The organism is Mesorhizobium sp. M0029 (genome assembly GCF_040323735.1).
Lineage (GTDB): Bacteria > Pseudomonadota > Alphaproteobacteria > Rhizobiales > Rhizobiaceae > Mesorhizobium.
Map to the genome: position 1 here is coordinate 18,694 of NZ_JAMYVF010000032.1, position 14,372 is coordinate 33,065.

Consider the following 14,372-nt stretch of genomic DNA (forward strand, 5'->3'; position numbering starts at 1 on the left):
TTGGTAGCTATAGGCGGTGAATCATGAGGGGCATTGAGGAGCGTGGGAAGGCGCCCATCTCGCCATTTAACTCCATTGAGCGTGATATCAGGGACAATTCTCTCATCGGAACCGGCGGCTGGCGTTGAAGGACCCGGTGAATCATCCTGATCTATAGTGGAGCAGACGCGCTCTGAGCCTCAAGAGCGTTTCCTCCTCTGAGTATCCTTGATCTGCCGCTGGACATTCTCGTTGATATTGCTGAGCGGCTCAGCCCGATAGATCTGCTGAGGATTTCGCACACAAATCAAGAGCTGCGTGTCGCCGCGATGATAGTCGCAACGCCTCAAGAAAGGCGGATTCAGGTTCACGCCAACTGTGGCAGCCCTTGCAACCGGGCTCCAGCAGCGTCTCGTCGTCGTGAGACCTCGTGACCCCGGCGACTGCGCTTCGGCCTTGTGGGGCCTCGGAGCGAGGCGTGGCAGCGCTTGCACCCGAGCTCCAGCGGCGTCTCATCCTCCTCGCCGAAGGGCTTGAGCCCAGGTCTCAGACCATTGCCCTGGAGGGCCTCGGAGCAGGCGTGGGTGGCGGACATAGCAGCCTGTCCCATACTATGAATACGTTTGGCTGAAGCAGACCGATGGCTGCGCGTCGAAGCCGAAGCCGTCGAGTTCGCGGACAAACGGGAACTGCGCGATCTTGCTCGACATGAGCGTGTCGAGCTGGTCGCGGATCGCCGTCAACTTCAGCCGATCCAGGATTGCGATCAGCAGGTCATGATCTAGGGTCGTCATCACCAGCTTCCTCCGGCCACCGCTTCGTACTCGGCGAGTGGCCGCAGCAAGGTGGCCGTGGGTGATCTTGATCCGCTGGGCGCGCACCGGCCCTTCGAAGCCGGCAACGCCGACAAAAGGCTCTGTCGCAAACCTGGAAATGGGGTTGTGAACGGCCATTTCGGCCTGTCCGTCAGGCAGCGAGGAGATCGAAACAGCGATCGACAGACTTGTAGGCATACCTCGCCTGTCGCTGGCCCATCATGTGGATCATCTCGATGCCGGAGAGGATGACCACGTCGTTCGCATGCGACTTGAAGCCGAGCATGGATCGAATGCGGCTTGATACGCCGGTGATCCTGTTCGATCCGATTGTTGAGATGCCGGCGATTGCGGAGCGGATCGGCTTCAGCGGTCGCCGCGATCGCTGCCGCAGCCGGCTTTCAGCGTCGCAGGAAAGGATTGCTTCGTAATTGGTCTGGCTGCCGTCGATGACGATGCGCTCCGGCCGGCCATGGCGCGTCAGCACCTTGCGGAGGAAGCGTTGGGCCGCCACCAGGTTACGGTTTTCGCTAAAGAAGAACTCGACCGTATCGCCGAGGATGTCGATAGCGCGGTAGAGATACATGGCCGCGGACCTTGATGTACGTCTCGTCCAATGCCACTTGCTGCCGACCACACGCTTGCGCCGGTTGAAGCGCTCCAGCAGCTGCGGCGAGAAGTGGGCGACCCAGCGATGCACAGTGGAGTGGTCGACCTTCAACGCGTTCGGCCATCATCTCTTCCAGATCGCGCAGGCTCAGAGTGTAGGCCAGGTACCAGCGCACGCACAGCAGGATCACCGACTGGTCGAAATGGCGGCCCTTGAACATCACGTGCTCCTCCACAGCTGAGGCGTTTTTCTTGCCATGCTCGCTTACAAAAAGGTTTGCGACAGAGCCGTTCGAACCGCATGCCGACACCATCGTCAAGGGCGGCCGCGATGTCCATTATGGCCACAAGCTCAACCTGACGACGGGCAGGCAGTCTGTTCTTTCAATTTAGACCAACTATGCGGATGCCGCCTCAGTCAACTCAAGAATGTAACCAATGCCGCGCATGGTCGTGATACGTGGCGTTGCACCTGACCTACTCAGGTGTCCACGTAAGCGATAGATTCCGACTTCAAGCGCGTTGGCAGATACCTCGTCGTTGAACGAATAGAGGTGATCTTCCAACTGCGCACGAGGCACGATGCGGCCTGCACGGATAAGCAGATGCTCTAAAATACATAGTTCGCGGCGTGCGATCTTCAGAGGATGACCCGAGACCGAGACCTGTCGGCCGATCGGATCGAAATTGAGATTGCCCAATACAACGATGGGGTCGGTCACCTGTGTCGACCGGCGCAGAATGGCTCTCATTCTGGCGATGAGCTCATCGAAAGAGACGGGCTTGAGCAGAAAGTCGTCCGCGCCACCGTTGAAAATTGCAATCCGCTTCTCGAGATCGTTGATGCTACTCATAATGAGGGTTGGAACTGAATGCCCGTTGCTCCTTAGCTGTCTCAGCCAGCCCAAGCCATCGCCATCTGGCAGAGCCAACTCCAGCAGGAGAATTTCATAGGTTGCGCAACAAAATGCCCTCGACGCCTGTTCCAGGTTGCCAACTACATCAACGGCAAAACCGCTATCCCCGAGCGCAACTCGCACAGCGCGCGTAAGATCCACATGATGATCAATGAGCAGCGTTCGCATTTCACGTCCTATCAAGGTCGGACAGGTCACCGTCCGCTGTAAGACCGGGGCGACAGCGGAAGTCGCGCAACTCTTCGTAGTGTTCGTAACGCTCTTTCCGATGGGTGATCGCGGGAGCATGCAAGCCGCACGCCTGCAATAGTCGGGGATGGAACACGTGAAGACCTGTTGACGGGCTGAAACCGTCGGTCGGCCAGCCCACAATGCCACCGACTCTGCCTGCGATTTCTCTGCGCATCGATCCTCCTATGGGTTGCGTCGCAAACTCCAGCTGAGGTCGCAAGGGCAGGTTGCGGCTTTGTTCATTGAGAGGACCCCCTGGAGGCAATACCAGGAGATTCCCTATATGGCACTTCCCGATTTACCACCGGTCATTCCGAACCACGTTCGGCGGCTTTGAAGACATTCATTGAGCGCGCGGCTAGCTAAATCAAGGGTACGACCTGCCGGGTGTCGATGCCGCTTTTGAAGCAGGCATCGGCACCAGATCGGTGAGCGTCGCCCGCGCAATTCAGCGGACGCGCTCGATACACCCAGTCGAATCGTGCCGCGACTTGCCGCGCCGACAGGGCGCCCGAAGACTTCAGACTTGTGACCGAAGGTCTACGCCCAGTCCTCCTCCCATTATCCACCTCCTTCAAATCAAAGTGGACGTTCAATCTGAACAAATTACGCCATCGTATCACAAACGACTTACCGATCCCCGACGTGCTCTAGCTCTAGCCTTAGTGCTTGTTAAGAAGGTCGGCTACTGTCTCTCCGCGTCGCCGGGCATCGGCGGCGAGCCACACCTCCCCCACCTCATACACGTCGCCGTGGGTACTGAACGGCACAATGACGTCAATGGCAGCCGACAGCAGGTCAAGAAGCGTGTGGTCTTCCACAGCAGCTCCTTGCGGGCTGCTCTTGACGAGTGAAAAGAGCTTTTTAAAGCCTTGGACCGGATCCGCCCCATGAATCGTTGATATTGATCCCGCATGGCCGGAGACGACTTCGCTAAGGTAGGCCCAAGCAGCATCATCGCGCATCTCGCCAAGCAATATTCGATCAGGGCGCATGCGCAAGCTGGCTTGCAACAGTTGCTCGGCTGTCACCGCACCTACGCTTGCTCGGTCCTTCGGATAGAGTAATCGGACATGGTTCTCGTGCGGGATTGCAAGTTCGAGCGTGTCCTCGATACTTATCAGCCTCTCTTGCGGGGGTATAGCGTTGATCAAAGTCTTGCTCATTGTCGTTTTGCCGCTTCCAGTAGGTCCGCAAAGCAGCATCGTGAGCCGCCCGCAAACGCATGCTCGCAAAAATTGCTCCAAGTCACCATGGTCGTAGTGCTGAAGAATCGTTTCGTCCTGCCGCTCTTGGCGCTCCTTTCGTGACCGCCATTGATTCCAACGCGAGTATTCGTAGCGAGAAGAAACTTCCTTGAGTTCGGTCACACGACTTGAGGGACGCCGTATCGTCAGGCTTATTGTTCCTGAGGGAACAGCGGGCGGCAAACAGATCTGCAGCCGCTCTCCGTTCGGCAGCTCAGTCGCACAGAGGGGGCTTTGCGGTCCGACATCTTGCTTGCGCAGCGCTCCAGCGAGGATCGCGATGTCCTCCAGATCGTCATAAGATAGCGGTAGCGGATGTTTCGTGAAAACGCCGGCCTGTCGGACAAAGGCTTCCCCAGGCCGGTTGATAGCGACCTCTTCGGTCCTTGGCTCCTCAAGCCATTTCAAAACAGGGTTGAGAAGCAAACGCAATTGAGGGTCAGCCTCCGGTCGCATTGTTGTCTCTCCGGCGTTGGCGATGTTGGGGGGCTGGCGCCACGGCGATCGGTCTAAGATCGTATACATCTGAGAAATCGAGGTCCCGAGCCACAAAGATGGATACAGCATCTCCCTGGTTTTTCTTCAGAGTTGGCGGAACGTTGATCGTTGCTCTAAGGGTCGTGTCAACGGCTTGTCCGGCGTTGCTCTGGAAGCTGTTGATGCCGCTTCCTCCACCTGAGCTGCCAGCGTATTGACCGGCGGCCTGAAACGCGCCTTGAATGACGCTCATGAGCATTGCTCCGCCAAAGCGCTGCCAGAAGTGATTATCCACCGTGCCAGGCATTCCGGAGCGGCCGAGCTCGTCAGCGCCCGGCGACGCTAGCGAAACGAGGGCATGGTCAGGCGTTTCGATGCGCGTCCACAGCACGAAGACACGCGCATCCCCCTGTTGGAGACCACGCTGGATCTCGCCAATCACGGTCGTCCCGCGATCCAAAAGCACCACGTTGTTGGTGGCGCCGCGGACGTCTTTAGGTAAGACGCACTTCACATAACCCGGTAAATTTGTGTCGACTGCCGTTTGCAAAATGCAGGGAATTATCGTTCCTTGGGTAATCACGAGATCAGGGTGCGGCAAAAGTGTGGCCCGGCTTGGCTCCTGTATATCTGGCTTCAATCGGCCCGTCAGATCGCCAGCGTCTGAAATCTCATGCGAGGTCGCGGGAGCATCCCTATGGTTGTCTTCGCTCCGCTGACCGTCGTTGGGCATTTGACCGCTGCCACTGTAGGCGAAAATTGGTGTTTCCTCCGGCGGCGGATCAGCTGGCGCCGGAGGCGGCGTGGATGGCGCAGGATCTCCTGCCTGCGCCGCCTGTACGGGTGCTGGAGCTTCGGGAGCAATCTCAATCGGCACGGGGCGGAATGGCTCGGCGTCGGCGACAATTGGAGGTTTTGGCTGAGTTGGCTCGTCTTGTGTGCTGGGACGACCGCCGAGCCAGATGAGCGATAGAGATGAGATGAGAACGAGAGCAGCGACGGCCAACTTCTGCAATCCCGAAACATGCCGGCGGGCCGGCTCCGAGACCATCGATCCTGAGGCATGGACATCTTGTCCCGACTGTGGGCCGGTTTCATTCATCGGCCGGGCCTTTCAAAACGCGCCACACGTCGGGTGTCACTGTACCGGTCCCTGGCGCTCGTCCCACAGGGTCATAAGCCCTGTTGAAAATGGACAAGACCGTATTGCCATCTCTCAGACGCCATTCCCGGGCGACTGCGGATACTTCAACATAGTCTCCTTTGACCGTGTAATTGGCAGCGGCTTCCTTGCCGTCGGGATTGATAATGTAGAGGGAGGGTATGCGGGAATTGCTTGCGAAGCCAAATACGGTGGTAAAGCCATTATCGAAAACTTCCAGCGGCGCCAGCGATCGATCGCCCTTTGCGACGTAGTGAAAATTGCTTTCGTCCGGACTGGTAGTTGCGGCGGGCCGATTCAACAAATCCTGAACTCTCTCGTCGCGCAGCACTTTCGCCCGGGCCTGACCAAGACTCGAGCGCCTTTCTGCGTCCTTTCTCTGAGCAGCAGCCTCATCAGCAGGATAGGTGAACTGCACGCTGTAGTATAGGTCAGGTTGCTGCTCATCGAGTTTTGGCATCGCTCTCGTTGAAATACTGAAGACGTATCTCCGTGTACCGGACTCACTCTCGGCCAGCACGACGACCGGCTGCGGCGGGAGCATCCGGCTAGCCTTAAAAAAGAGATAGTTGGCGCGCGGGAGGGCAGCCAGGTCTTTGCTATTGGAAACGGCCACGGCTGCGACTGTCTCGTTGGCCGCGAATGTGACAACCAGCGTTGCCCCCACTGCGGTAGACAGGCGCACCACTTCGTCAGGACGGTAAGCCAGGTAGCGCATGCGCGCATCGTGCTTGCCGGCAAGTGGTGTGTCTTCCGCGGACGCTTCCATCGTTAAGAAGAGTGAACAGACCAGCGCGAGAAACGCTCTTTTTGTCATGGCTGCACATAGCCCAGGTTCGATACGCTATCTTCCGAGCTTTGATAGGAAGTGACGAGTAGACCTCCCGGATTGGTGAGCCTCGATTGCCCAGGCAGACCCGTCAAGCGCTCGTAGCGGATGGTAGCTGTCCAGGTGGTCACTATCGGCATCTGCCCATCGACAACAAGCGAACGTTTGTAACGGATCTGTTGAACGTCCGGACTGATGTCGTTTGAAGAAATATGCCCGACCTCGAGCTTGCCGCGTTTGCCGACCGTGACTTGCGGCGAGGTGGGATTGGGATAGTTGAAGAAATCTTGATATTGCTGTCGCACAGCCGGCGCGCTGAAACTGGATACGAGGTCATAGGCGTATTGGGCTGTATCTGCTGTGTACCCCTCGCGCAGGCGTACATATTCCCACAGCGAAGCATTTATGACGGCTCGGTCTTGGGTTGCCGGCAGTCGAGAGACTGACACTTCGCTGTCGACGGTCCCATCCGGCCGGACCCAGAGGAACACAGGTACGAGCTTGGCCAACGGGACCATGGCAGCAATGGTAAATGCCTGGGCAACATTTCCTAGGACCGCCGCTGCGGCAAAGGCTATCAGGGCCTTTGACAGGCGCCGCGCAGACTTCGCTCGTGAAGTTTGAAACGCTTCCACCTTCTTATAGTGGGCGGCTAGCGTTTCTCTCTCCACCAGAAGGGCATGTTCAGGAACTTTCACTTTGGCTCTTCCGCGCATTCGACCTGAAGATCCTCAGGGGTGGTTTCCCATTGTCCCACGTTCAGTTGGAATGGGGCACCCGCGCATGTCGCAAGCCCATGGCTCGTCTTGCAGGCGGCCAAAGCGAGGATTGACAGAAGTAGGCAATATTTCATGTTTTTGGCACCGAGCTTGTCGATTGATTAAGCACCCGCCGTTTTGGCAAAGTGGCGATTGAGGCTGTTAAGAGGTCGGTTCGCACCTCCCCAAGAGCCGCCGGCGATGCTGCTGGCGATCGTCGGAAGCGCGACGATCAGAGCGTCACCAGCTAGGAAAAGCATGTCGAGCTCGTAAAGCCCGATGATCTTGGCTGCTGTCGTGCCCGAGAATTTGATCATCAAAAGCATGGCTGCCAGCGAGACTGCTTCGGCAGCGATTACTATCGTTGCAACGATGTTGAGGAGGAGAAGCAGCAGCCCGTACGAGAGCAGTTGGCCGATCCATCTGGTGGCTATGTCTCGAGTGTGATCAAAAAGGTAGCCTACAAGGACCAGGGGGCCGATCGTCAAGAGCACCTTCGTCAGAATTCCAACGGCATCGTAGATCTCGAACGCTGTCCACAGCGCGCCGTAGAAAATCCATTGCGCTCCCTCGAAAGCAAGTATGTCCTGGCCGTTCATAGGCCCAATTTCGGAAGCAATCAGCTGAAAGACATACTGGCTTGAAGCAAACATAAGATCGAGCTTCTGGGGGATTCCGATGAAGGGCAAGTCGCTGCCACTGATGTCGTGAGCCAACCTCGGAATCGTGTCGTCGAAGAGCGCTTCAATGTACTGCTGATAGTTGGCCTGCCCTAAGATAAGGGCGACGACAATCGACACCATGATTACGCGCGAGATACCCCCGCGCGCATCGACTTGACCACGCATGACCAGACAGCCTTGGATTATTATCCAGAGCGTGACACACGCAACCAGAGGCGCACTGACCGCCGCTTGGACGTTTTCAAGCACTTTGTGCAGCCCGGACGTGAAGGCCCCATGAAAGATCGTGTGTATAGTCGTGAATGGCGCGGGAATTTTAAAATTCATGGCGTGAGCCTGATGTGTCCCTGATCAGCGCAGCTGAGCCTGATGAACTCTGTGTGGTTTACGGGAGGATGCTAAACATATTAGCGGTGTCCTGATGTTCGCGACGCTGCGTGGCGGCCTCCTCCACGGCGTGAAGGCTCCCTTGTGCGGTGGCCATTGTCAGCAGACTCGTGGCCTGGACATTTTGGATCATCGCATCGTGAATCTGCTTGAGGACCAGACCGTTGGTCACGGTGGCCTGCATAATATTTCCCGAGCGGGAAAGCTGACCAAGCGTGCCGGCGTTATCCTTAAGGCGCTTGTCCATCATGCCCAAAGTGTCGGCTGCAATAGCTGCGGCATTGGCGGCCCCGGCGATTTGTCCCTGTAACAGTTTCGCTTCTGAATCGGTGCCGTTGACTATCCGATTTGGGTCCTTCGCAATGTTACGGGCCATAATCGAAGCTGGCGCCCGAGCATCAAACATCTGCTCCTCCAGCTTATTGCTCGACGGGTAGTGATTTCCTTGGTTAAGTGAGCTTAGCAGTCCCGTGACAGCGAATGACGACGTTAGAATTGTCACCATTTCAATCGTGGTAGCGAGCGTCTCGATTGACCTCTCAAGGATCGCCGCATTGGAAAGCGCTGTTAAGGTCGCTTGTGTTTCTGTTACAGGGTCGCTGACGATAAATTGCGAACGGGCCTGTCCGTGAAGCAGAAGGGAAGCAGCAAGGGTCGTTACTGCAAGTTTGGCAAATTTCATGAATATTCCTCCGTCAGTCTTGAACTTCGTGGTACCGGGCCATGAACTTGTCGAGCCACCCACTTGGGGCGTCTCCGTGCTGGTTACGAAGCTGGTCGGCAAAGCGCACTGTGTTGGCCCGCCCCGAGAGTACGGCTACGTACTCGCGCATCTGCCCAAGATCGAATTCGCAAACAATACTCCCGCTATCGCGCTTGAGCAAAAACTTGCGGCTGCCGATTGCCATTCCCTGGCGGATTGCCTCGAACTCCTGCGCAGTGCACTTCAAGCCATCGACATACGCAGAGCGGTCCGCCGTCGGTGATGGGTAGAAAATTTTCGTCATACATTGCGCAACGAGACTAGCTCCGAGAGGCGATTCCAGAACGTGTTCAGGCTGCTGCGTTGCGAGTATCAACATGCCGTTGTTTTTGCGGACCGTGAGCAAGAACTTGTCGATAACGGCCGAGAATTGGGGGTTGAGTAGATAGAATCGAAATTCGTCGCAGCTCATGACGAACCGACGACCATCGACGATAGCGCCCACTCGATGCAGAAGGTATGCGGCGGCCGGTGCACAGACCTCCTCATATTCCAGGAGCTGCGTCATGTCGAAGCCCGTAATGGAGGCATCCAGCCTTACTTCGTCCACGTCGCCGTCAAAGGCCCATCCAAGCGCCCCCCCTCTACACCACCGCTGCAGCCGTGCTCCTGCGCCCTCGGAGGGGCTGTGCAATAGGAACTCGCGCAGGCCCGCAAGTGAGCGCATAGGGGGTTCGAACGAAAGCTGACGAACAATGCCGCGTTCCAGCCGACGGCTTTCCTCCGGCGAGATCGGACCACGGCCGTCACTCTCGATCAGGGCCATCAACCACTCGCGCAGAAAGTCCCGGGAGGCGGAGGTGTTGTCCAGTCCACGCAGAGGGGCCAAGCCGCTCGGAGCGCCTCTGCGCAACGCAAGATATGTCCCTCCCGTGGCTCGCACCAGCAGTTCACCACCCCGATCCTTGTCGAAGAAGACGATCGCACCATTGCGATCGACCAAGCTTTGCTCAAGCATCGCGAGGACAAAGGTCATCAGCGTCGTCTTGCCTTTGCCAACGGGCCCGAATATTGCCGTCATGCCGACGTCATTCTCATGGGGGATGTAGTCGAAAGAAGTTCCACCGTTTGTGCGAAAGCGCGCAACAGCATTGCCCCAGTGGCCGGAACTGGAACCGCTTGGGAAGTTCTCAAATGAGACGAGCCCGGCAAAATTGTGTGAGGTGATCGCCCCCGGGCGCGTGCGCCACCTGTTGTTCCCCGGAAGTTGGGACCAATATGCGGCCTCCATGCCGATGCCCTCTTGGACGATAACGGCGCCCGCGTCGGCCAGCCGTGCGCGGGCACTTGCTGCGCGATCTGCAAGGCTATTGAGGCTGTCGGCATAGACGCACAGGCTCAGATGATGCGAACCCATCACGAATTCGTTGCTTGCCAGTGCGTCCTCTGCCTCGGCAAGTTCATTGATCTGGGTGAGAGCCTTGTCGCCGGCACTCGTCATCTGGCTGGACTTAAGGCTTAGTTTGGCATGAGCTTGTGGGCGAGTGAGGAAGGAAAAGCTCTGGCTCAGGACAAGCGGGAAGTTGGCGGACAGCAAGGAATTTAGCATGCCCGGCCGCGTCGTCGCCGGATATTCACGGAACGAAAACAATGATCCGACGGAGCTATCCCCGGGCCTTCGAATCTCAAGCGCCCGCTTCCCGCAGATGACCTGGTCAGTGTAGATGGAGGCGCCAAGTGAGCCGGTAACCATCGGAACCGGAAGAAACCGGCAAGTCATCATGAGCCGAAGCGCCTCGCCGATTTCTGTGAAGAGCACGTTGCCTTTCTCACGAATGCCCAACCGGCGCAGACCGTAACCGCCGAGTGCGCCAGCAGTGATGTGCCAGAGGTCTTCCAGGCTCCGCATTTGGGTGGCTAGATCGTGCTCATTCCGTCTGCGGGACTTGGCAATCCGCAAGCCGATCTTGCCGATTGCGGTGCGGGGGGACACGATCAAAGTGAGGAAGTGATCGTTGCGAAAGAGCTTTCCCGACAGCACACGACGCTCGTAGGCCTCGCTCAGACTGCCAGCGAATGCACTTTGAAACTGGCGCGGCGCCGGCGCCGGCACATCGTTGTGTCTCACAAGATGAGCGTATATCGAGACATTGTCATCGGCGATGTTGCGCAAGAGAGTGTTGAACGCGCGGCAGCGCGAGTTGCGCATCTCAGCGTCTTCCAAATCAAAGGGCACACCGTTCACATGTGCCATGGCCATGATCGATCCGTCTTCCAGAAGGACAACCTGATCGCTTACGTGACCAACATACGGAAGGTAGATCTCGCCAGACCTCTCGGTCCGGCCGCTGGCGCCGAACATTACACCATTCCTCTTCCGCGTTTCGGCACTCTGATCGGATTGGCGCTGACGCTTGCGCCTCCCCAGACCGGCCCGTCCACGCTTCTGCCGGCCGTCTGCAAATAGAGCAGCACGACGCTTGCCGCGTTATAGTCACGCTCAACAACCAGCCGTGCTCCGAACCAGAGTGGCACGAGAACGATTTCGTAGAGCGGGTTCTGAAGGATAATGATAACAAGCCCAGCCAACATCATGAGCAATCCGGCCAGCGTCAGCGGCACCCCCAGAAACAGTGCGGGGCGCGTCGCCGCCACATAGAGGGTGCTCACTTCCAACCGGTCGCTCATCAGCCGCCGCCTATGAGCGCCTTGCCCAGGAAGCTGGCCCCGAACATGATGACGATCCCTCCAACGACACCCGCAACCAGGCCAAGTGAAGCACGACCGAACATCCAAGAGATACCGATGGCTACGAGCCCGAGCACGGCCAGTGATTGTCCAAAGGGGCCAAGTATGAACGTGCAGATATTCTGGACCATCTTGGCAGGATCCGTCCCTCCGGTCACCTGAGCCGCGGCTGGCCCGCTGTAGAAGACCGTCCACGCCGCGCCTGCAGCAGCGGCCGGTACATATTCAGCCGCCATGCGCAGCATGGAAAAAGGCGAAGGAACACGCGTTTTAAGCGCACGAAGTATCTTGAGTGGCGTCATCATTGCATCTCCATGTTTCAATCGAATACGAGTTTGTTCGGGTTCGCGGGTTCCCGTGCTTTCGCAGCCTGGCTGCCTGTCGGACCGGAGGGATCGGCCCCGGAGCGGTCTGGCTGATACGAGCCCCAAATGTCCCAAGAATCTTGGTTGGGCTGCTTCTTTCTATTGGCCTGTTGGCTCTGCTGGAGCAGAGGCGGCACGGCTTTCCGACCGGGTGCCTCAAGGTGCGGCACATCTCGAGCAGTCGGCTCCAGCGTTCGCTCAAGGAGACTTGAGATGTCCTTTGCGGCCGACTCGACCTTGCGTACATAACCGTTGGCGAAGCCACGCGTGACGTCGCCCGTGTTATAGGCCGAGATGGCACGGCGAAGCGCCAGTTGCTGTGCCACAGCAGTGGTGCCGCCGGCATACCGGCTTTCAAGCAAGTGGGCGGCAGCCGAAAGCGAGGCGCAGGGCTCGAAAGCCCTTTCCGGCGTAAGATTGAGCATGGCAAAGTTCTTGCTGTTTATCTGCATCAATCCAACATCGACAGAATGTTGTGCTTCGAGGCGTTCCTTGATGCCCCGCGTGGCTTCTAGCTGGTCTATCCAGCGAAGCTGCTCACCTGTGGTGTTGTCATGAGCCACCAGCGTGTCAAAGCCACTTTCAATCTTGGCAATCGCGGCGAGGGTGGACGGCGCAACCCAGGGAGCGCATTTGCGCGACAGGCTGCGGAACTCACGCGGGGAAAGTGGCGCGGGCTCGGCTGGGAGTGACATGGATGTCAACAGGACGACGGCCAGCGGCCAAGCTGCAATAAACATTCCCTATCACCTACCTTTCCAAGCCGCCGGACGGGTTCTGGCCCTGTCCGGCACGCGCTTATCGGGGAGGTTTGTTACTGTGTGATGTTCAAGTTCAGCTTTTCGGTTTCAATTGAAGCAAAGACCGTGTTCGTATCAGCGTGGGTAAGCATCTTGCGCATGCGTGGGTGGCGCGGGCCCGATCAGCCAGCGACATCCGGAGCGTCTTGGTACAATGACTCCTGTACAGGATTTTGCTCGTCCCGGCCGTCCGTTGCTCCTGGAGTGTGGGCCACGACTTTGGCGTCATGGATGGTACTTCTGTCAGCGCCAAGCCAAGGACAAAATGGGGAGCTTGGCGGGCTTGTTCAGGCTCGGGATCACCGTGGGGAATCGACTAAGGCGATAAAGCGGCCCAACTTTGCCGGTATGCTGCCGGTCCTTAAAGAGCAGCCATGCGCGGCCCTGCACACTCAGATCATTGCTTGAGACGCGAGCTCGTCCGCGAAGCTGGCTCGAAGGCGCAAATCCGCGGCGGCGAGGGTCAACTGGGAAGACGTGGCGGCGCAGCCCATCCTGGTGCGAGCCTCGTTCAGCTGTTCGGCCGCCGCCGCCAAAGGGTGGATCATGCACAGTTCAATCGGCAGATAACCGCACGTCATTGACGGAGTCCGACGGCGCAATGGACAAGCATAGTGACACGCTCAAGATGGAGGAGTTGCAGTAACTGAAATGTTAGCCCGGACGTTCACCGCAACCGGCTACCTGCCGGTCGCCGAACAGCATTTGAGGCCGCCGGCCACCTTGGACGAAGCCGGCTTGGCAGGAGACGCACTATTTTGCACAAGACCGCTGCAGCGAATCACGGTCTTCTTCCGCCGACCGCCTCTCCGATCAAGCCAAACGCCGCGCTGCTCAACCATGTCCGAGCTGGATCCACGAGCCGGAGGATATCGAGATGATCCAGGTCCGCAAACTCCAGGATGACCAGGATGCAAGGGCATAGCAGGAAACTTGGCATCCATGAGGTCGAACTTGAGTGATATTGGCAGGCCTGCACCAACGGGGGAGCTCGAAGCGAAAAAGCGAAGGACCACACGGCAGGGTCATGTCGGCGCTTGGACCTGTCTGGTGGCCACGGGCTGCCTTGGTGCGGTCAATTCGCTGGGGATGAAAAGAACAGGACGAGCACGGCCTCACATTGGCCGCACGCAACGGCGAGTGGTATCAAGGAGCAGCTGTTCTGGGTCGGTGCCCCAGGGTTGCTCGGCAACAGGTTTAGACAAGGGGATTCAAGATTGAAGGTGTGCTGTTGAAACATGTTCTTGTCATTGACGATGATGCCGCAATGCGGCGCCTCATCGCCGAGTATCTCACGATGCATGCCCTGAAGGTAACCGCAGTCCACGATAGCAAGCAGTTTGACTATGTTCTTTCACGTGAGCCAGTCGATCTCGTGGTTGTTGACCTTAACCTAGGCCGGGAGGATGGACTTGCGATCGTCCGCAATCTGGCGACAAAATCGGATGTTCCTATCATAGTGATCAGCGGCGACCGGCTTGATGAGGCGGAAAAAGTGGTTGCACTGGAGCTCGGCGCAACCGATTTCATTCCCAAGCCTTTCGGGATGCGCGAATTCCTGGCCCGCATTCGAGTAGCGCTACGCCAGCGCATTTCTAGTCCGCGAACCAGAGAGCAGCGCTCATTTCGCTTTGGGGCCTGGAAGCTCAGCGTGAAGCAGCG

Annotated in this window: 14 protein-coding genes and 2 pseudogenes; 2 read left to right on the plus strand and 14 right to left on the minus strand. The window is 57.8% G+C overall.

The window, feature by feature from the left end; translation table 11 throughout:
* Window positions 1-212 precede the first annotated feature (212 nt).
* A complete protein-coding gene (locus NKJ76_RS30290; RefSeq protein WP_352539076.1) occupies window positions 213-413 on the plus strand; it encodes an F-box protein in 201 nt (66 codons plus the stop codon).
* Between the two features lie 201 nt (window positions 414-614).
* Here NKJ76_RS30290 and NKJ76_RS30295 read toward each other — a convergent pair.
* The 14 genes and pseudogenes from NKJ76_RS30295 to NKJ76_RS30360 all read right to left on the minus strand — a co-directional run.
* Window positions 615-773: pseudogene (locus tag NKJ76_RS30295) on the minus strand (ATP-binding protein); the annotation flags it as partial.
* A 172-nt stretch (window positions 774-945) separates the two neighbouring features.
* Window positions 946-1,515: a DDE-type integrase/transposase/recombinase gene (locus tag NKJ76_RS30300; protein ID WP_156936400.1), complete on the minus strand. Its 570-nt coding sequence runs from the start codon at window positions 1,513-1,515 to the stop codon at window positions 946-948.
* A 286-nt stretch (window positions 1,516-1,801) separates the two neighbouring features.
* A complete protein-coding gene (locus tag NKJ76_RS30305) occupies window positions 1,802-2,488 on the minus strand; it encodes a response regulator (RefSeq protein ID WP_023745445.1) in 687 nt (228 codons plus the stop codon).
* A gap of 725 nt (window positions 2,489-3,213) precedes the next feature.
* A complete protein-coding gene (gene virB11, locus NKJ76_RS30310; protein WP_023673699.1) occupies window positions 3,214-4,254 on the minus strand; it encodes a P-type DNA transfer ATPase VirB11 in 1,041 nt (346 codons plus the stop codon).
* Window positions 4,238-5,377 carry a type IV secretion system protein VirB10 gene (virB10, locus tag NKJ76_RS30315; RefSeq protein WP_023685153.1) on the minus strand — a complete coding sequence of 380 codons (1,140 nt, stop codon included), beginning with the start codon at window positions 5,375-5,377 and terminating at the stop codon, window positions 4,238-4,240. Before virB10 ends, virB11 begins: the two co-directional genes overlap by 17 nt.
* Window positions 5,370-6,254, minus strand: coding sequence for a TrbG/VirB9 family P-type conjugative transfer protein (locus NKJ76_RS30320; protein WP_352539074.1), 885 nt, complete (start codon window positions 6,252-6,254; stop codon window positions 5,370-5,372). The genes virB10 and NKJ76_RS30320 overlap by 8 nt, the downstream gene beginning before the upstream one ends.
* Window positions 6,251-6,964 (minus strand): type IV secretion system protein VirB8, encoded by a 714-nt coding sequence (locus NKJ76_RS30325; protein WP_023685154.1) that lies wholly within the window; start codon window positions 6,962-6,964, stop codon window positions 6,251-6,253. The genes NKJ76_RS30320 and NKJ76_RS30325 overlap by 4 nt, the downstream gene beginning before the upstream one ends.
* Window positions 6,961-7,119: a type IV secretion system lipoprotein VirB7 gene (locus NKJ76_RS30330; protein ID WP_081731114.1), complete on the minus strand. Its 159-nt coding sequence runs from the start codon at window positions 7,117-7,119 to the stop codon at window positions 6,961-6,963. Before NKJ76_RS30330 ends, NKJ76_RS30325 begins: the two co-directional genes overlap by 4 nt.
* 27 nt (window positions 7,120-7,146) lie before the next feature.
* Window positions 7,147-8,034: a type IV secretion system protein gene (locus tag NKJ76_RS30335; protein WP_023673703.1), complete on the minus strand. Its 888-nt coding sequence runs from the start codon at window positions 8,032-8,034 to the stop codon at window positions 7,147-7,149.
* Between the two features lie 58 nt (window positions 8,035-8,092).
* Window positions 8,093-8,776, minus strand: coding sequence for a TrbJ/VirB5 family protein (locus tag NKJ76_RS30340; protein ID WP_023673704.1), 684 nt, complete (start codon window positions 8,774-8,776; stop codon window positions 8,093-8,095).
* A gap of 13 nt (window positions 8,777-8,789) precedes the next feature.
* Window positions 8,790-11,159, minus strand: coding sequence for a type IV secretion/conjugal transfer ATPase VirB4 (gene virB4 / locus NKJ76_RS30345; RefSeq protein ID WP_023685155.1), 2,370 nt, complete (start codon window positions 11,157-11,159; stop codon window positions 8,790-8,792).
* Complete coding sequence (locus tag NKJ76_RS30350; protein ID WP_023673706.1) at window positions 11,159-11,485, minus strand: type IV secretion system protein VirB3; 327 nt, start codon at window positions 11,483-11,485, stop codon at window positions 11,159-11,161. The genes virB4 and NKJ76_RS30350 overlap by 1 nt, the downstream gene beginning before the upstream one ends.
* On the minus strand, window positions 11,485-11,790 hold the full coding sequence (gene virB2 / locus NKJ76_RS30355; RefSeq protein WP_023673707.1) for a pilin major subunit VirB2: 306 nt from the start codon (window positions 11,788-11,790) through the stop codon (window positions 11,485-11,487). The genes NKJ76_RS30350 and virB2 overlap by 1 nt, the downstream gene beginning before the upstream one ends.
* Before the next feature lie 74 nt (window positions 11,791-11,864).
* Complete coding sequence (locus NKJ76_RS30360; RefSeq protein ID WP_023685157.1) at window positions 11,865-12,650, minus strand: type IV secretion system lytic transglycosylase VirB1; 786 nt, start codon at window positions 12,648-12,650, stop codon at window positions 11,865-11,867.
* 1,291 nt (window positions 12,651-13,941) lie between these two features.
* Between NKJ76_RS30360 and virG the strand changes: the two are divergent.
* Window positions 13,942-14,372, plus strand: a pseudogene (virG, locus tag NKJ76_RS30365) (two-component system response regulator VirG); the annotation flags it as partial.